This window comes from Streptomyces graminofaciens, from assembly GCF_030294945.1.
GTDB lineage: Bacteria > Actinomycetota > Actinomycetes > Streptomycetales > Streptomycetaceae > Streptomyces > Streptomyces graminofaciens.
On the sequence record NZ_AP018448.1, the window covers coordinates 6,685,923 to 6,704,125 of the forward strand.

Below are 18,203 nucleotides of genomic sequence, written 5' to 3' on the forward strand. Positions count from 1 at the left end.
GCAGGCGCATGACGCAGAACCGCAATGGCACCGTGATCACGTTCTACTCGTACAAGGGCGGCACCGGGCGCACCATGGCGCTCGCCAACGTGGCATGGATCCTGGCCGCGAACGGACATCGCGTGCTGGCCGTCGACTGGGACCTGGAGGCGCCGGGCCTCCACAAGTTCTTCCACCCTTTTCTGGACGCCCAATTACTCCGTGCGACGCCCGGTCTCATCAACCTGATAGACGACTACCGCCGAGAGGCCGTACGCGACCTGCCCGACCGGGCTCCGGACTGGCACCGCAGTTACGCCCGGGTCAGGCCGCACGCGCTCTCCCTGGACTGGCCGTTTCCCGAGGGCGGCAGCCTCGACTTCCTCTCGGCCGGCAAACGGCACCGTGACTACCCGATCGTCGGCAACATGGACTGGGATCGCTTCTACGCCAGTTACGGCGGCGGCCAGTTCTTCGACGCGATGCGCTCCGACATGCAGCGCTACTACGACTACACCCTGATCGACAGCCGTACCGGCCTCAGCGACCTCGCCGACATCTGCACCGTGCAGATGCCCAACACCCTGGTCGTCTGCTACACGCTCAGCGACCAGAGCATCGAGGGCGCCGCCGCCGTCGCCCAGGACATCCGGGAGCGCTACGGCGACAAGAACATCCGGATCCTGCCGGTCGCCATGCGCATCGACCTCGGTGAGAAGGACAAGCTGGATGCGGGGCGGGCGCTGGCCAAGGAGCGTTTCTCCGGGCTGCCGTCCGGTCTGGACGGCGACCGGCTCACCGACTACTGGGCCTCGATGGAGATCCTGTACCAGCCGTACTACGCGTACGAGGAGATCCTCGCCGCGTTCGGCGACCCGCCGAAGACGGCCAACTCCATGCTCAGCGCCTGCGAGCGGCTCACCTCCGTCATCACCGAGGAGCGGGTCACCAAACTGCCCCCGATCAGCGAGACGAAGCGCGGCCAGTACAAGAGCGCGTACACCCGCCGCCGTCCGCTGCCGCTGTCCCAGCTGCAGCTCTACTACGTCTCGGAAGACCGGATGTGGGTGGACTGGCTGGAGTCGGTGCTGCGCGGCGCCGGGTTCGACGTGGTGCCGAAGAACGTCCAGTCGATGCAGACCACCGAGATCGGCGCCGAGGCCACACCCAGCGGTGCGCACCGGGTGCTCGCCGTGTTCTCGCCGAGCTTCGTCGACTCCCGCCGGGCGCGGGCCGCGTGGGAGGCGGCCGTGCAGTCCGGCGGCTCGGAGAAACGGCAGCAGCCGGTCGCCATCCGCGTCGACGACGTCCAGCTCAGCCTGCCGTACGCCAGCCGGGGCGTGATCGATCTCAAGGGGCTCGACGAGCGGCAGTCGTACAGCACACTGCTGGCCGGGCTGGACCGCGCGGACACCGTCACCACGGTCACGCCCAGCTCCCGGGGGCTGCGCTTCCCCAGCATCGGCAGGCGCATCTCCAATGTGCCGACCCGCTACCGCTGGTTCACCGGCCGCTCCACGATCCTGGACCGGCTGCGCGAGCAGCTGACCACCGGGCGCCCGGGACGGCGTGTGCCACAGGTGCTGCACGGTCTCGGTGGGGTGGGCAAGACCCAGCTCGCCCGTGAGTACGCCCACCGGTTCATGGCGGACTACGACCTGGTGTGGTGGGTCGACGCCGAACAGCCGGAGCTGGTCCCGCCCAAGCTGGCCCAGCTCGCCCAGCAGCTCGGGCTGCCCGTCGGCGACGACGTCAAGGAGGCCGCCGAGGCCGCCATCCAGGCGCTGCTGTCCGGGGAGCCGTGCGACCGCTGGCTGGTGATCTTCGACAATGTCGAGGATCTGGACAAGTGGCTGGAACTCTTTCCCGAGTACGCCGCGCCCGTCCCCGACAACATCTACGGCCACCTTCTGGTCACCACCCGCGCCCGGCCCACCTCGACCGACGTCCAGCCGCTGGAGGTGGAGGTCTTCACCCGCGACGAGAGCGTGGAGCACCTGTGCCGCCGGGTGCCGGGGCTGAGCGAGGGCGACGGCGGGCTGGTCGCCGACGCGGTGGGCGACCTGCCGCTGGCCATCGAGGTCGCGGCGGCCTGGCTGGAGGCGACGGCCACACCCGTCGCGGCATACATCGACCAACTGCACGAGCAGTCGACCCAGGTGCTCTCCGTGAAGGAGGCCGTGGAGGCGGTGGAGTACCCACGGTCCGTCGGCGCCACCTGGAACATCTCCATCAACCGGCTGCGCCAGGAGTCCCCGGCCGCCGCCCGCCTCCTGGAGCTGTGCGCCTTCTTCGCCGCCGAGCCCATCTCGATGAGCCTGGTCGGCAGCGACGCGATGATCAAGGCTCTGCTGCCGTACGACAAGGATCTGCGCGCTCGTTACATGCTCGGTCGCGTCACCCAGGCACTGAACCGCTTCGCCCTGGCCAAGGTCGACTCGACCGACAACTCGATCCAGGTGCACCGCCTGGTGCAGGCGGCCGTGCGCGACGGCTTGGACGAGCAGCAGTTCGACGACACGATCCACGAGGTGCACCGCATCCTCGCCGCCGCCCGACCGCCCGAGGGTGCCGTGGACGATCCTCTGCAGTGGCCCGGGTTCGAGGTGATCTGGCCGCATCTGACGCCCTCGAACATCCGGAACTGCTCGGAGGAGGAACCACGACAGTTGATGGTCGACCGCGTCCGCTATCTCTGGAAGCGCGGAGACCTGCACGCGGCCCGGACCCTCAGCACGCAGCTCAACGAGTTCTGGACGACCGAGTTCCCGGACGCCAACGACGAGCAGATCCTCAACCTCCGCTTCGAACTGGCCAACGTGCTGCGTTCCCAGGGCCAGTACCAGTCCGCTCGTTCCCTTGACGAGGACACCCTGGCCAGCCAGCGGCACCTGCTCGGCGAAGGCCACCCCAGCATCCTGATCACCTCCGGCAGCCTCGCCGCCGACCTGCGCGCGCTGGGCAGGTTCAAGGAGGCCCTGGAGCTGGACCAGCGGATCTACCAGGGCTTCCGGGAGATCTTCGGCGAGGACCACCCCCGGTCGCTCACCGCGGCCAACAACCTCGCCATCGACTACCGGCTGGCCGGCGACAGCGAACCCGCCCGCCGGCTCGACGAGGACACCGTACGCCGCCGCACCGCCCTGCTCGGCCCACTGCACCCGTATACCCTCACCACCAAGGGGCATCACGCCCGTGACCTGCGGGAACTGGGGGACTACAAGACCTCGATCGAGATCCTGCGCGAGGTGCGCGAGGGTTTCGAGCAGGTCCTCAACCCCTATGTGCCCGAGGTGCTGCGGGTCGAGAAGAGCCTCGCTGTCTCCCTGCGCAAGGCGGGCCAGACCGGCGAGGCGCTGCGGATCACCGAGGAGACCTGGGAGACGTACAAGCGCTACCGCGAGCGCTACGGCAGTGCCCTGCCCGAGTATCTGGCCTGCGGACTCAACCTCGCCGCGGACTACTTCGCCACCGATCCCGTGAACGGGGCCGCGCGTGCGGTCCAGTTGGTCAACGAGGTGCTGGAGGGCTACAAGACCTCCTTCGGCCCACAGCACCCGTTCGTCATGTACTGCCTCAACAACCTTTCCATCTACCGCCGGGCCCTCGGCGAGGTGGACGAGGCGGCCGCGCTGAGCGAGAAGGCCCGCGACGCCCTCGCCGCGGACCTCGGGGACGACCACCCCGCCGTTCTGTGCGCCGGACTCAACCTCGCCAACGCCTACGGCGATCTGGGGCTGAACGACCAGGCCGAGCGGTGGGAGCGGACGGCCCTGGAGGGCACGCGCCGCCGCTTCGGCCGCCTCCACCCCGACGTTCTGGTCAGTACGGGCAACCTCGCGATCACCCTGCGGGACATGGGACGCCAGGAGGAGGCCGTACGACTCCAGGAGTCGGCGGTGGCCGACCTGTCCCAACAACTGGGCGAGACCCACCCTGTCACCGAGTCGATCCGGTCGTGGCGACGGATGGGGAGGGACTTGGAGCCGCAGCAGACGTGACGCGTGATGCGGTACGGGGTGCGGTCGTGACGCGTGGTGCTGTGCGGGCCGCGCCCCTCGGTACAGGCGTGATCCGAGGTACAGGCGTGATCCGAACGGCAGGACCTAGTTGACGGCCCAGCTCAACACCCGCGTCATCTCCCGCAACGCCCCGAAGTGCGCGGCGCCCGGTTCGACCTCGACCCGGGCGCCCGGGATGTTGCGGCCGAGCCAGCGGGTGTGCTGCACGGGGGCGAAGATGTCGTCCTCGCCGTGCCAGAGGAACACGGGGGTGGTGATCCGGCTCACGTCGAAGCCCCACCCCGTGTTGAACGCCATGACGTCGTCCACCCAGCCGTCGGCCGAACTGCGCAGCCCCTCCGCGAAGTTGCGCTCCAGCATGTCCTGGATGCCGGGGTCCGCGACGATCCAGCGGTCTGCCTCCGGGAGCCCGTCCTTCATCTCGGCGACGGACGCGGCCGGGTCGGCGACGATCGACATCGAGCGCATCCCGAGCGTCGCGGTCACCCGGTTCCGCCCGATCGAGGCGTTGACGTACTCCCGCACGTTCGCCTCGGTCATGCCCTCGAACCAGTCGAGCCCGGACGCGTTGCGCGGCGCGAGGCTGACCAGCGCGCCGACGCGCGTGGTGCGGTCCGGCAGCAGGGCCGCGCAGGCCAGCGCGTGCGGGGCGCCGCCCGAGCGGCCGACCACGGCGAAGCGGCCGATGCCGAGCGCGTCCGCGATGTGCGACACGTCGGCGGCGGCCGCGCTCACCAGGCGGCCCGATGCCCGGTCCGAGTCGCCGTACCCCGGCCGGTCGAAGGCGATCAGCCGGATGCCCATGCGGTACAGGACGCCCTCGCGCGGCGCGGGCCCCAGCCGGCTGCCCGGGGTGCCGTGCAGAAGGAACACCGGCCGCCCTTCCGGATCACCTCGCTGCTCGACCGCCAGCCGCCGCCCGTCCGAGGTACGCACCGTCTGCTGCATCGCCCATCCCCTGTCGTCCCGGCCCGCCGTGTCCCCCGCCGCGCCCCGCTTCACCGGTCGTCACCCGCCGCCGCGGGTTCGTGGGTGTGCGGGGCTGGGGGAGGCCGTGCGGGGCGCGGTGCGGCACGGCGTGACGCCACGGCGGGGAACCGCCCGGGTCGATGTCGTATGCGGGTGAACCACAGCCGTTGTCGTGTGGGTGTGGCTGTGCGTATGCGTATGCGTATGCGTATGCATACGCACGTGCACTTGCGTGCGCCTTGGTGACACAGCCGATGACATACGGACAGTGGTCGTCCCCGTACCGACCGTGTGCCGTGACGTTCCTGCTACCAGTGGGTGACCGTGCTCCCTCACCGGCGGATACCCGCGGTAATCGCCAACTCCCCCATCCGGCCAGTATGCAGGCGGACGGCCACCCGGCCCAGACCGCGTACCGGGGCAAGCCCTGTCTTCAGCCGGTCTTCACCTCGGACACGCCGCCCCCGTACGCCGGGGCGCTTCCGGACATGGCGGGCGCGCGGAGGGGGACAGGAGGCGCGTCGGGGCACGCGGGGGGCGCGCGCCTCTACACCGCGACCAGCGGTGCGTCCTCCCGCCACTTCAGCATCTTGTCGAAGCTCACCACCGCGCCGCCCCGCCCCGGTTTGTTGCCGATGTGGACGTGGTCGGCCAGTTCACGGATGAGACAGAGGCCGCGGCCGTGCTCGGCGTCGGACTGCGCCGGGCGGACCTGAGGGCGGTGCGGGAAACCGGGGCCGGAGTCGGCCACCTCGATACGGCACTTCTCGCCGTCGAGATACGCGGTCACCCGGTACGCCTCGGAAGGCCCGCCACCGGCGGATCCGGCACCACCGTGCTCGACGGCGTTGGCACACGCCTCGCTGAGGGCGACGGACAGGTCGTAGGAGACGTCCGGATCGACACCCGCGGTCTCCATGGTGCCGAGCAGCAGACGCCGGGCGAGCGGCACGCTCGCAGCCTCGCGCCTCAGATGGAGTGACCACCAGATGCTCATGCTCCAGCCTCCAGGCCGCGGCTCGACATACCGTTACGTATTGCCACCCAGGGCGCCGCGCAATCGCCCGAAGGATGTGTTGCCGCCCATACGGCGGATGCGACGGGGGCGCAATCGGTGTATGCGGAGCAATTCGTTCCGGAATCCCGGCCGCTCCTTCCGATCTCGGCCCGCGGAAGCGCCCTGAAGGGGCGCGGGGAACTGGGCGGGGAGGTGCGCGGGGAAGTACGCCCGGAACTGCGCCCGGAACTGCGCGGAAGTACGCCGGGAAGTGCGCGACAAGCCGCACACCACCCGTAGCCGCCTACCGCCCGCCCATTCGCCCTACCCTCTGCGGCGCGAGGCCCCCACCTGAACGCACGCCCGCATCCCCCCGTACCTCCCCGCAAGGACCCGGCCAACCCAGCGGAGCGCCCCGATGCGATGATGAGCCCGCCATGACTGCCCCCCACCAGCGCTGGACGCGCCCCGGAGGTGACCTCCGGGCCCTGCGGGCCGCGGTGTTCGCCGCGGTCTGCGTCGTGCTGGCCGGGGCCGGTCACGCGCTCGCCTCCTGCGCCACGATCCCGTGGTGGAGCCTGGGCGTCGGCTTCCTGGGCGTCTTCGCCGTCGCCGCCCCGCTGGCCGGGCGGGAGCGGTCGCTGCCGGGGATCGCGGCCCTGCTGGCCGTCGGCCAGACCGTGCTGCACACCCTGTTCGGCCTCGGCCAGCACCAGGCGACGACGACTCGGCTCAGCCCGGAGGCCCTGGACGCGGCGCTCGTCGCGCGTGCCGCCCGGCTCGTGTGCGGGGCGACCGCCGCCGCGCTGAGCCCCGCGCAGGCCCAGCGGATCCTCGTGGACGCCGGGCTCGGCACCCACGTGCACGATCCGGCCGACGCCATGTCGACCGCGCCGGACTCCTCCGCCTCCGTGCTGCCGTCCCTGCCCATGCTGCTCGGTCATGTGCTCGCGGCCGTCGCCGCCGGGTGGGTGCTGCGCCGGGGCGACCTGGCGCTGCTGCGCCTGGTCCGGCTGTCGGCCGAGGGACCGCTCGTACGGTCCCTGCGCGGAGCGCTCGCGCTGGCACGGGCACTGTTCGACGGCCTCCTTGGCACGCCGGAGACCGGGTCGCGCGCCCCGCGCGCCGGGTACGCGGTGCCGTCGGCCCTCCGTACGACCGCGCTCCAGCACACGGTGGTCCGGCGCGGCCCGCCCACGGCCGACGCCCTCTTCCTCGCCGCCTGACGCGACGCGCTCCCTTGCTGAGAGCGGTCGCCGTCGTGCGGCACGCGCGCGTGCAGTCTTCGTTCAGGTCCGTCAGTCGCCTGTGGACACGTCCGTCGCCTGTGGACGCGCCTCCTCTCACATCCCTCACTCACCGTGGAGTGCCCGCTGTCATGAAGATCTTCAAGGGTTCCCGTGTCGCCGCCGTCGGCGCCCTCGCCGGTTCGGCCGTCCTCGTTTTGTCCGGCCCCGCGTTCGCGCACGTCAGCGTGTCCGCCGAGGGCACGGCCGCCAAGGGCGGATACGCGACCGTGAACTTCAAGGTCCCCAACGAGCGCGACAACGCCTCGACCACCAAGCTCGAGGTGAGCTTCCCGACCGACCACCCGCTCGCCTCGGCCCAGCCGGAGGCCCTCGACGGCTGGAAGATCCAGGTCACCAAGTCCAAGCTCGACAAGCCGCTCGAACTGCACGGCGAGAAGATCGACGAGGCCGTCTCCAAGATCACCTGGACCGCCACCGGCAAGGGCATCCAGCCGGGCTACTTCCAGAAGTTCCCGCTCTCCATCGGCCAACTCCCCGAGAACACCGACGAACTGGTCTTCAAGGCCGTCCAGACGTACTCCAACAAGGACGTCGTCCGCTGGATCGAGGTCCAGCAGAAGGGCCAGGAAGAGCCCGAGAACCCGGCGCCGGTGCTCGCACTGTCCGCCGCGTCGGAGGACGGCCACCACGGCTCCTCCACCGCCGACTCGGACTCCGACTCGGACGCGGACACGGCCTCGGACGCCAAGGCCGCCTCCAGCACCACCACCGCCGCCGAGCCCGCCGACACCAGCGACACCACCGCCCGCGTGCTCGGTGTCGTCGGCATCGTCGTCGGCGCCGCGGGTGTGGCGTACGGCGTCATGGCCGGCCGTCGGCGCGGCGACGCCTGACGCTCCGCTCCTCTCCGGCGCGCACGCGGTCGTCGTACGACACCGCCGTCGCCGTGGCACCGCGGTGTCACGGCGACGGCGTACGACACCCGTGCGAGCCCGAACTCGAACATCAGGGACATTTTTCCTATGCGCACGAACACGAAGAAGACGTACGCGGCGGCGGCCCTGCTCGCGGCGGCCGTCCTCACGCTCTCGGCCTGCGGCAGCGGCGAGGACTCCTCGGTGTCGGTCGCCGAGGTCTCCACGGACGCGAACGCGCGGAAGCCGGGTACGGTCCTCGACTCGCCGTTCAAGAAGCCGGACCTCGTCCTCACCGACACGCACGGCGAGAAGTACGACCTCCGCAAGGAGACCCAGGGCAAGCCGACGCTGATCTACTTCGGCTACACCAACTGCCCCGACGTCTGCCCGCTGACCATGAACAACCTCGCGGTCGCGAAGAAGGAGGTGTCGAAGAAGCTGTCGAAGTCGGAGCTGGCCGACCTGCGGCTCGTCTTCGTCACCACCGACCCGGAGCGGGACACCCCGAAAGAGCTGGGCAAGTGGCTCAAGGGCATCGACCCCGAGATCGTCGGCCTGACCGGGGACTTCGACACGATCCAGGCGGGCGCCCGCACCCTCGGCATCTCCATCAACCCGCCGACCAAGGACGAGAACGGCAAGACCGTCTCCGAGCACGGCACCCAGGTCATCGCGTTCTCGCCGAAGACGAACGGCGGATATGTGCTGTATGGGGAGGACGCCACCGTGCAGGACTACGAGAAGGACCTGCCGAAGCTGCTCAAGGGTGAGAACCCGTGAGGCCGCTGGTCGGATCCGCCCTGGTCGCCGGCGTACTCGTCCTGACCGGGTGCGGTTCCTCGGGCTCTTCCGGTTCCTCCGCCGCGAAGCTCGCGGTGAAGTCCGCCTATATGCCGCAGCCTGTCACGGACTCCATGGCGGCGGGCTTCCTCGTCATCGAGAACGACGGCGGCACGGCGGACGAGCTCACCTCCGTCACCAGCGACATCGCCCAGGACGTCACCGTCCATGAGACGACCGGGCAGTCGATGAAGGAGGCCTCGGCCCTGAAGGTCCCCGCCGGCGGCCGACTCGTGCTCCAGAGCGGTGGAAACCACCTGATGTTCGAGAACCTGAAGCGCAAGCCGAAGGAAGGCGAGACGGTGTCCCTGCGGTTGAACTTCACCAAGTCCGAGGCCATCACGGTCGAAATGCCCGTGAAGTCGGCGACGTACCAGCCGACCAGCGGGCACTGAGGGAGGTAGCACCGTTGAGCCGGTTGAGGCCCCTGCTGTTGCTGTTGCTCGTCACCGTCGGAGCGCTGTTCGCCGGTGCCGGACCCGTCTCCGCGCACGCCGCGCTGACCGGTAGCGACCCGCAGCAGGGATCGGTGGTCCAGGAGGCACCCGCCCAGGTGTCGCTGACCTTCTCCGAGAAGGTCGCGATGTCCGACGGCTCGGTGCGCGTGTACGACCCCAAAGGCAAGCAGGTCGACACCGGCGAGACGTCCGACCTGGGCGGCAACTCCTACGGGGTGAAGCTGCACTCGGGCCTGCCCGACGGCACGTTCACCGTCACCTACCAGGTGGTCTCGGCGGACAGCCACCCCGTCGCCGGCGCCTTCACCTTCTCGGTGGGGGCGCCCTCGAAGACGACGGTCGCGGTCCCCGAGCAGACCGCGGGCGGCGGGGTCGTCGGCGGCCTCTACGGCTTCGCGCGCTACCTCTCGTACGCCGGCTACATCCTGCTGATCGGCGGCGCGGTCTTCGTGCTGGCCTGCTGGCAGCGGGGCGCCGGTGTGCGACCCGTCCAGCGCCTGGTCGTCTCCGGCTGGCTGACGCTGACCGCCGCCACGCTCGCGATGCTGCTCCTGCGCGGCTCGTACACCGGCTCCGGCAAGCCCGGCGACGTCTTCGACCTGGATCTGCTCGGCCAGGTCCTCCAGACCAAGACGGGCGCGGCCCTCGTCTCCCGCCTGCTGCTCCTCGCCGCGGCGGCCCTGTTCATCGCGGTCCTGTTCGGGGCGTTCGCACGGCGCGACGAGGAGGAGAGCGAGGCCTCGGCGGAGGCCGGGGAGGACGAGGGCGCCGAGGAGAAAAGTGAGGTGTCCCCGGACGACGCCACGGACGACGCCCCTGACGACGCCACGGACGACGCCACGGACGACGCCACGGACGACCTCGACGCCAAGAAGGACCTCACTCTCGGGCTGGCGATCGGCGGTGGCGTCGTCGCGGCCGGGCTCGCGGCGAGCTGGGCGATGGCCGAGCACGCCTCGACCGGCATCCAGACCGGCATCGCCATGCCCGTCGACATCCTGCATCTGCTGGCCGTCGCCACCTGGCTGGGCGGCCTGGCGACCCTGCTCGTGGCTCTGTTCCGGGCACCCGCAGACGCACAGATCGAGACGGCGGCCGTACGACGCTTCTCCCGGGTCGCCTTCGGCAGCGTGCTCGTGCTGACCGTGACCGGCGTCTACCAGTCGTGGCGTCAGCTCGGCTCCTGGTCGGCCCTCACCGACACGTCGTACGGCCGGCTGCTGCTGGTGAAGATCGGGCTGGTGGCCGTACTCGTCGGCATCGCGTGGATCTCGCGCCGGTGGACCGCACAGCTGGCGGAGGTGCCGACGGCCGAGGAAACGGCGGCTGGCACTGTGGCTGTAGCTGTGGCTGCAGCTACAGCCACAGCTACAGCTGTCACCGAGCGGGAGCCGGTGGCCGCGCGTACGGCGAGCGGTGACACCGAGCAGGCGGCCATGGGCGGGCGGACCGAAGGTGGCGGCGGCTCGGGGCAGGGTCCCGAGGGCGGCAGCTCCGGTCAGGCCGCGGCGGGGGGCGGCTCCGGGCGGGCTGTCCATGGCAGCGGCACCAGGCAGGCTGCCGATGGTGAGGTTTCCGAGCGCGCCGCTCAGCTCGCCCGGCAGCGGGCCGCGATGGCCAGCGCGCGCGAGAAGAAGATCCGGAACGCCGACCCGGGCCGTGGCGGCCTGCGCCGCTCTGTGCTGGCGGAGGCCGGCGTGGCCGTCGTCCTCCTCGCCGTCACAACGGCCCTGACCTCCACCGAGCCCGGCCGCACGGTGAAGGAGGCCGAGGCGGCCAACGCGGCCGTGACGCAGGACGCGGACGTGTCGGGGGCGCTGGCCCTGGACATGGCGTTCGACACCGGCGGCCGCAAGGGCAGGGGAGTCGTACGGCTGGAGCTCGACCCCGCGCGCGCCGGCGCCAACGAGATGCACCTCTACGTCCAGAGCCCCGACGGCAGGGTCTTCGACGTCCCCGAGGTGAAGGTCGCCTTCACCCTGGAGGCCAAGAAGATCGGGCCACTGCCGGTGGTCCCGGACCGCATCACCACCGGGCACTGGTCGGCGAACGGCGTACAGCTCCCCATGGCCGGTGAATGGAAGATCTCGGTCACCGTACGGACATCGGACATCGACCAGGTGACCGTCACCAAGAACGCTCAGATCGGCTGAACGACATCATGGCTGAACTTTTCGAGGAGGGCTCCGCCCCCACCGGGTCGCGGGGAACTGCGCGGGCAACCCAGGACGACTCGCGGTCGCCATCGAGCTCTTCGGAGCTACGGCGGGACGGCGACACCCCGTCGTCAGAGCTCTCCGGCGGAACGATCTCCAGGCGCCGGCTCCTGGGCACGGCCGGGGCGACCGGCCTGACTCTGGGCGCGGCGGGCGGCGCCGCCGGATACGCGGCGGCGTCCTCGTCCGACTCCTCCGGCTCCTCCTCGGACGTCACACCGGTGTCCTCCCTGGGTGCGGGGGAGGTCATGTTTCACGTGAAACATCAGCCCGGGATCACCACCCCGCTGCAGGCACGCGGCCACCTCGTCGCCTTCGACCTGGCGGCCGGTGCCGGGCGGAAGGAGGCGGCCGCCCTGCTGCGCCGCTGGTCGGAGACGGCCCGGCGGCTGATGGCCGGGGAGCCCTCCGCGCAGGACGACACGGGTATCGCGCGCGACGCGGGACCTTCGTCGTTGACGGTCACCTTCGGCTTCGGCCACAGCTTCTTCGGCCGCACCGGCCTGGAGAAGCAGCGCCCGGACGCCCTGGACCCGCTGCCCGACTTCTCCTCCGACCATCTCGACAGAACGCGCAGCAACGGCGATCTGTGGGTGCAGATCGGTGCCGATGACGCCCTGGTCGCCTTCCACGCCCTGCGCGCGATCCAGAAGGACGCGGGGAGCGCGGCCCGCGTCCGCTGGCAGATGAACGGCTTCAACCGGTCACCGGGTGCCACGGCCCACCCCATGACGGCACGCAACCTGATGGGCCAGATCGACGGCACCCGCAACCCGAAGCCGACCGAGTCCGACTTCGACGAGCGGATCTTCGTGCCCGCCTCCGGCGGGTCCGGCGACCCGGAGTGGATGGCCAACGGTTCGTACGCCGTCGTACGACGTATCCGCATGCTCCTCGATGACTGGGATCAGCTGTCGCTGAAGCAGCAGGAGGACGTCATCGGCCGCCGGAAGTCGGACGGGGCGGCACTGAGCGGTGGCAGCGGGGCCACCGAGACGACCGAGATGGACCTGGAGAAGACAGGCTCGGACGGCAAGCTCCTGGTCCCGATCAACGCTCACGCCCGGATCAGCCGCCCCGACCAGAACGGCGGCGCGGCCATGCTCCGCCGCCCGTTCTCCTTCCACGACGGCATCGACAAGGACGGCATCCCGGACGCGGGCCTCCTCTTCGTCTGCTGGCAGACCGACCCGCTCCGCGGCTTCGTCACGGTCCAACGCAAGCTCGACCGCGGCGACGCCCTGTCCAAGTTCATCCGCCACGAGTCGAGCGGCCTCTTCGCGGTGCCGGGGGGCGCGGCGAAGGGTGGGTATGTGGGGCAGGGGTTGATGGAGGGTTAGGGCCCTTCTGATGGATCTCCGTGGGAGAAGGAGCGGCGTTCGGTGCGTGCTCTCGGTGTGCCGGACGGAAGTCCTCGTAGCGGAGCTACTAGGGCTTCCGTCGGGTGCGGCGAGTGGGGGCACCTCCCACGCCCTTGAGGCAGTGGGGGAGCGTGCCGGGCGTCGCGACGCTGCGGAGATCCATCAGAAGGGCCCCAGGGCCTGTCGTCCGCACCTGTCCTGGCTGCGGGGCAATAGGTTCCGCTGGGGGGCCGGCACGGTGAGCGCAGCGGCACCTGCAAGCGCCGGTGAGCGAACCCTGCCCCCGCCCAGCAACAGCCGCCGGGGCCGAGGAGGCGCAAGGGCGCCGCGCCGGGGGCCGAGGGAGGCGCAAGGGCGCCCCCAGGGCCGTACGTATCCCGCAGGGGTGGTGGATGCGAGACGCGTGCGCCGGGCGGCGTAGGGCCCATTAGGGTGAGGCCATGCCAGCCAGCTACGTGTACCTCGGACCCGAGGGCACCTTCACCGAGGTCGCCCTGCGCACGCTGCCGGAGTCCGCGACCCGCGAGCTCGTCCCGATGGTGTCCGTGCCCGCCGCACTCGACGCCGTCCGCAACGGCGAGGCCGAAGCCGCGTTCGTACCGATCGAGAACTCCGTGGAGGGCGGCATCACGACCACGCTCGACGAGCTGGTCGCGGGCGCCCCGCTGATGATCTACCGCGAGGTGCTCCTCTCGATCACCTTCGCACTGCTGGTCAGGCCGGGCACGAAGCTTTCGGAGATCAAGACGGTCACCGCGCACCCGGCCGCCCAGCCCCAGGTCCGCAACTGGATGAAGGCCAACCTGCCGCCCGACGTGGTCTGGGAGTCAGCCGCCTCGAACGCGGACGGCGCCCGACTCGTCCAGGAGGGCCGTTACGACGCCGCCTTCGCCGGTGAGTTCGCGGCGGCCCGGTACGGCCTGGAGCCCCTGGAGCGGGAGATCCACGACGCGGAGAACGCCCAGACCCGGTTCGTCCTGGTCGGCCGCCCCGCGCGTCCTGCGGCCCCGACCGGCGCCGACAAGACGTCCGTCGTCATCTGGCAGCGCGACGACCACCCCGGCGGACTGCGCGATCTCCTCGGCGAGTTCGCCGTCCGCGGCGTCAACCTGATGCTGCTGCAGTCCCGTCCGACCGGCGAGGGCATCGGCAACTACTGCTTCGCCATCGACGCCGAGGGCCACATCTCCGACCGCCGGGTGGCCGAGGCGCTGATGGGCCTCAAGCGCATCTGCCTCCAGGTGCGCTTCCTCGGCTCGTACCCGCGCGCCGACTCCGACGTCGCGGACGTCCGGCCCACATCGCCCGGCACCTCGGACGAGGAGTTCGTCGCGGCGGCGGACTGGGTGGCCCGCTGCCAGGACGGCCGGTTCTGAGGACGGTCCCGGGACCGGCTTCGTGCCGGTTCTGAGGTCAGCGCTGGGTCAGCGCTGGGTCAGCGCTGGGTCAGCGCTGCGGGCCGACCTGCGGGCCGACCTGCCGACTGGTCTGCGGGCCGGTCCTACCTGCCTATTTTCTTCATCCACAGAAGTTATCCACAGGTACCCTTCTCGACCTGGGGACAAGTCGACAACGCAGCATCAATCGGTCGACAAATCCCCTTCCAGGACCCCCTCTGTCCACAGGGTGTTACGTCACCCTTCGTCTACCCGTTTCCCCTGCTCCACCCTTTGGGGCGACCTTTTTCCACTCGAAAGTGGGAATGAAGATGGTTTGAACCGCAAATTTCCCGTTCCGCGCAACCCTCTCGGAATGACCACTCCCACAGTCCACAGATCTTTCGCACAGCCTGTGGATAACTTTCCGGCACCGTGGATCCCTGTGGACGGCGAGACCCCAAGTCCCGTTCTCCACAAGGGAGTCGAGTCAACCAGAGGCGGCACGCATGCCCCCTTTCAGGGAGGCGGGCACCATTTCATTGACTTTCGCCGCCCGAGTCGAAGCAGTCGACATTTAGTTCAAATCACTACAGAAGAGGCGCAGGGCGAATACAAGTCGTGGGCCGGAACCGCGCACCGGTAGCCTTGAGGGGTGATTGACCTTCGCCTGCTTCGTGAGGACCCCGACCGTGTGCGCGCCTCCCAGCGCGCCCGTGGAGAGGACGTCGCGCTCGTCGACTCCCTCCTGTCTGCCGACGAGCGGCGCAGGTCCTCCGGCGTCCGCTTCGACGAGCTGCGCGCCGAACAGAAGTCGCTCGGCAAGCTGATCCCCAAGGCCTCGGGTGACGAGAAGGCCGAGCTGCTGAAGAAGGCGAGCCAGCTCGCCGCCGACGTCAAGGTCGCCGACGCCGAGCGCGACGCGGCCGACGCCGAGACCCAGGAGCTCCTCCTCCAGCTCGGCAACCTCGTGCACCCGGACGTCCCGGTCGGCGGCGAGGAGGACTTCGTCACGCTGGAGACGCACGGCGAGATCCGTGACTTCACGGCCGAGGGCTTCGAGCCGAAGGACCACCTGGAGCTCGGCACGATCCTCGGCGCCATCGACACCGAGCGCGGCGCCAAGGTCTCCGGCTCGCGCTTCTACTTCCTGACGGGCGTCGGCGCCCTCCTCGAACTCGCCCTGGTCAACGCGGCGATCGCCCAGGCCACCGCGGCCGGCTTCACCCCGATGCTGACCCCGGCGCTGGTCCGCCCGCAGTCCATGGCCGGCACGGGCTTCCTCGGCCAGGCCGCCCAGGACGTCTACCACCTCGACAAGGACGACCTGTACCTGGTCGGCACCTCCGAGGTCGCCCTGGCGGCGTACCACATGGACGAGATCATCGACGCCGACCGCCTCCCCCTGCGCTACGCGGGCTTCTCCCCCTGCTTCCGCCGCGAAGCCGGTTCGCACGGCAAGGACACCCGGGGGATCTTCCGCGTCCACCAGTTCGACAAGGTCGAGATGTTCTCGTACGTCGCCCCGGAGGACTCGCAGGCCGAGCACCAGCGCCTGCTGGACTGGGAGAAGCAGTGGCTGACGTCGCTGGAACTGCCGTTCCGGGTCATCGACGTCGCCTCCGCCGACCTCGGCTCCTCGGCCTCGCGCAAGTTCGACTGCGAGGCGTGGATCCCGACCCAGGGCAAGTACCGCGAGCTGACCTCGACCTCGGACTGCACCGAGTTCCAGTCCCGCCGCCTGTCGATCCGCGTCCGTGACGGCAAGCAGGTCAAGCCGCTCGCGACGCTCAACGGCACGCTGTGCGCCGTCCCGCGCACGATCGTGGCAATCCTGGAGAACCACCAGCAGGCCGACGGCTCCGTCCGTGTCCCCGAGATCCTGCGCCCGTACCTGGGCGGCCGAGAGGTCCTGGAGCCGGTAGCCAAGTGACCGAAGCGGCTGCCGCCGAGGGTTCCGCGGACTGCTCGGCATCCACGGAACCCTCTGGCTTCCCGTACAAGCTGATCGCGACCGACCTCGACGGAACGCTCCTGCGCTCCGACGAGTCGGTTTCGCAGCGCACCCGTGAGGCGCTCGCCGCGGCCACCGCGGCGGGCGCCGCCCACCTCGTCGTCACCGGCCGTGCCGTCCCCTGGACCCGGCACATCCTCGACGACCTCGGCTACCAGGGCCTCGCGGTCTGCGGCCAGGGGGCACAGCTGTACGACGCCGGGGAGAACCGTCTGCTCACCTCGGTGACCCTGGACCGGCAGCTCGCCGCGGTGGCTCTCGCCAAGATCGAGGCGGAGGTCGGCCCGCTGTTCCTGGCCGCGAGCCGCGCGGGCCTGGAGGGCGAGATACTGGTGGGCCCCGGCTACGCCCTGCACGGCTCGTTGCCGACCACCCCGCTCACGGACGTGTCCGACCTCTGGGCGGCCCCGTTGAACAAGATCTACATACAGCACCCCACCCTGACCACCGACGAACTCGCCGAGGCCTCCCGCCGGGCCGCCGGCGGCTTCGTCACGGTCGCCATGGCCGGGGAGGGCATCGTCGAACTCCTTCCCCTCGGCCTCACCAAGGCCACCGGCCTCCGCCTGGCCGCCCGCCGCCTCGGCGCGAAGCGCGCCGACACCATCGCCTTCGGCGACATGCCCAACGACATCCCCATGTTCACCTGGTCCGCCCACGGCGTAGCCATGTCCAACGCCCACAAGGACCTCAAGTCCGTTGCCGACGAGATCACTTCCTCGAACGAGGAAGACGGCATCGCAGCGATACTGGAACGCCTGCTGCCCGGGGCCGAGTAGACCTTCGGCGGCTGAACACAACTGCGGGACCCGCTCGTGCCCAAGGGGACCACGAGCGCAGCGCCCACCCCAGAGACAGTCCCCGCCCCGGCTGGGGTGGACACCAGAGCGGGCAAGGCCGCCCGCCCCAATCCCAACAGCCCACCCTGTGGAGGCGAAGCCCGCCTGCCATAGCTGCAGGCAGCCACGCCGCTGAAGACGGCAACCTGCCCGCCACCACCGCAGGGCAAATCGTGCCGCTAGGGCCTGTCTGACCATTCCCGGCGTCGCCCGGAGGCCGGCCTCGCGCCCGCCGCGTTGGGGGGGACCACCCGCCCTCGCGCCCGCCGCGATGGGGGGCACCGCCCGCTCAAGCGAAGTCGAGAGTGGGGGAGGCTGTGTCCGGTAGGTGCGTGTTCGCGGCATGCCAGGCCTAGACCCTCGTACCGGACGTACTTGGGTCCGCGCCCGGTACGGCGAGAGGGCGTGCATGGCGTCGCGGGGCAGACGGGAATGTCAGGCAGGCCCTAGGGGCGGCACGGGTGGGCGCAGCGGTACCCGGCAAGCGCCGGTGAGCGACACCCAACCACGCCCAGCCACAGCACCAGGCATGCTCTCCGACGCCCCCTAACCCGACACCAACTCCCGGGCGGCCACTCCCAAGACGCCCTGTCCAGCACAACCCCGGGCCCTTCCCGCACAAACCCCAGCCCCAGAACCCGGCCAGGTCACAGCGACAGCGAAACGGCGGAGGATGCACGAATCGAACGTGCGCGGGCTTTCCAGGCCCGACCACGGCTTAGCAAGCCGGTGCCTTACCACTCGGCCAATCCTCCGGGTGGGCGGCCCACGCGAAACGAATCGCGTGCTCGAAGCGGCCGCCCCGGGCAACTCCCCGCAGGGGCGGGCTGAACGGAGGGGTAACTACTCCGAAGACCGCCGCGGGCTGCCCTGAAGGAAACTCGACGTACTGCGACTGACGAGCATCGCCGAGCTCCTCTCCCAGTACGTGGCGCCGGCTCGACCCGGCGTCATGGACATCACCA

The 18,203-nt window shown here is 70.4% G+C and carries 12 protein-coding genes and 1 tRNA gene; 10 read left to right on the forward strand and 3 right to left on the reverse strand.

Going from position 1 to position 18,203, the window contains the following annotated elements; all coding sequences use genetic code 11:
- Positions 1–8 precede the first annotated feature (8 nt).
- The gene (gene fxsT / locus SGFS_RS28875) at positions 9–3,980 is read left to right on the forward strand and encodes an FxSxx-COOH system tetratricopeptide repeat protein (RefSeq protein WP_286254621.1); all 3,972 of its coding nucleotides are present in this window, start codon (positions 9–11) and stop codon (positions 3,978–3,980) included.
- Positions 3,981–4,085: 105 nt separating this feature from the next.
- Here fxsT and SGFS_RS28880 read toward each other — a convergent pair whose 3' ends face one another.
- Complete coding sequence (locus SGFS_RS28880; RefSeq protein WP_286254622.1) at positions 4,086–4,949, reverse strand: alpha/beta fold hydrolase; 864 nt, start codon at positions 4,947–4,949, stop codon at positions 4,086–4,088.
- A 568-nt stretch (positions 4,950–5,517) separates the two neighbouring features.
- Positions 5,518–5,967: an ATP-binding protein gene (locus tag SGFS_RS28885; protein ID WP_286254623.1), complete on the reverse strand. Its 450-nt coding sequence runs from the start codon at positions 5,965–5,967 to the stop codon at positions 5,518–5,520.
- 437 nt (positions 5,968–6,404) lie between these two features.
- Between SGFS_RS28885 and SGFS_RS28890 the strand changes: the two genes are divergently transcribed.
- The 9 genes from SGFS_RS28890 to SGFS_RS28930 all read left to right on the forward strand — a co-directional run bounded on the left by SGFS_RS28890 (position 6,405) and on the right by SGFS_RS28930 (position 17,178).
- The gene (locus tag SGFS_RS28890) at positions 6,405–7,193 is read left to right on the forward strand and encodes a hypothetical protein (RefSeq protein WP_286254625.1); all 789 of its coding nucleotides are present in this window, start codon (positions 6,405–6,407) and stop codon (positions 7,191–7,193) included.
- Between the two features lie 152 nt (positions 7,194–7,345).
- Positions 7,346–8,110, forward strand: a complete 765-nt coding sequence (locus SGFS_RS28895; protein WP_286254626.1) for a YcnI family copper-binding membrane protein — start codon at positions 7,346–7,348, stop codon at positions 8,108–8,110.
- Between the two features lie 129 nt (positions 8,111–8,239).
- Positions 8,240–8,914: an SCO family protein gene (locus SGFS_RS28900; RefSeq protein WP_286254628.1), complete on the forward strand. Its 675-nt coding sequence runs from the start codon at positions 8,240–8,242 to the stop codon at positions 8,912–8,914.
- Positions 8,911–9,369, forward strand: coding sequence for a copper chaperone PCu(A)C (locus SGFS_RS28905; protein WP_286254629.1), 459 nt, complete (start codon positions 8,911–8,913; stop codon positions 9,367–9,369). Before SGFS_RS28900 ends, SGFS_RS28905 begins: the two co-directional genes overlap by 4 nt.
- Before the next feature lie 14 nt (positions 9,370–9,383).
- Positions 9,384–11,585 (forward strand): copper resistance CopC/CopD family protein, encoded by a 2,202-nt coding sequence (locus SGFS_RS28910; protein ID WP_286254632.1) that lies wholly within the window; start codon positions 9,384–9,386, stop codon positions 11,583–11,585.
- A gap of 8 nt (positions 11,586–11,593) precedes the next feature.
- Positions 11,594–12,988, forward strand: coding sequence for an iron uptake transporter deferrochelatase/peroxidase subunit (gene efeB, locus SGFS_RS28915; protein WP_286254634.1), 1,395 nt, complete (start codon positions 11,594–11,596; stop codon positions 12,986–12,988).
- A gap of 461 nt (positions 12,989–13,449) precedes the next feature.
- A complete protein-coding gene (gene pheA, locus SGFS_RS28920; RefSeq protein ID WP_286254635.1) occupies positions 13,450–14,385 on the forward strand; it encodes a prephenate dehydratase in 936 nt (311 codons plus the stop codon).
- 655 nt (positions 14,386–15,040) lie between these two features.
- Positions 15,041–16,318 carry a serine--tRNA ligase gene (serS, locus tag SGFS_RS28925; RefSeq protein WP_286254636.1) on the forward strand — a complete coding sequence of 426 codons (1,278 nt, stop codon included), beginning with the start codon at positions 15,041–15,043 and terminating at the stop codon, positions 16,316–16,318.
- Positions 16,315–17,178 carry an HAD family hydrolase gene (locus SGFS_RS28930; protein ID WP_286254637.1) on the forward strand — a complete coding sequence of 288 codons (864 nt, stop codon included), beginning with the start codon at positions 16,315–16,317 and terminating at the stop codon, positions 17,176–17,178. Before serS ends, SGFS_RS28930 begins: the two co-directional genes overlap by 4 nt.
- A gap of 727 nt (positions 17,179–17,905) precedes the next feature.
- On the opposite strand, the gene SGFS_RS28935 is transcribed toward SGFS_RS28930, so the two are convergent.
- Positions 17,906–17,993: transfer RNA gene (locus tag SGFS_RS28935), tRNA-Ser, on the reverse strand.
- Positions 17,994–18,203 lie beyond the last annotated feature (210 nt).

What these genes read in the sequence shown, in the direction of transcription:
- fxsT (WP_286254621.1), top strand. Translation starts at nt 9, where the DNA reads ATGACGCAGAACCGCAATGGCACCGTGATCACGTTCTACTCGTACAAG.
- SGFS_RS28890 (WP_286254625.1), top strand. Translation starts at nt 6,405, where the DNA reads ATGACTGCCCCCCACCAGCGCTGGACGCGCCCCGGAGGTGACCTCCGG.
- SGFS_RS28880 (WP_286254622.1), bottom strand. Translation starts at nt 4,949, where the DNA reads ATGCAGCAGACGGTGCGTACCTCGGACGGGCGGCGGCTGGCGGTCGAG.
- SGFS_RS28895 (WP_286254626.1), top strand. Translation starts at nt 7,346, where the DNA reads ATGAAGATCTTCAAGGGTTCCCGTGTCGCCGCCGTCGGCGCCCTCGCC.
- SGFS_RS28885 (WP_286254623.1), bottom strand. Translation starts at nt 5,967, where the DNA reads ATGAGCATCTGGTGGTCACTCCATCTGAGGCGCGAGGCTGCGAGCGTG.
- pheA (WP_286254635.1), top strand. Translation starts at nt 13,450, where the DNA reads ATGCCAGCCAGCTACGTGTACCTCGGACCCGAGGGCACCTTCACCGAG.
- efeB (WP_286254634.1), top strand. Translation starts at nt 11,594, where the DNA reads ATGGCTGAACTTTTCGAGGAGGGCTCCGCCCCCACCGGGTCGCGGGGA.
- SGFS_RS28900 (WP_286254628.1), top strand. Translation starts at nt 8,240, where the DNA reads ATGCGCACGAACACGAAGAAGACGTACGCGGCGGCGGCCCTGCTCGCG.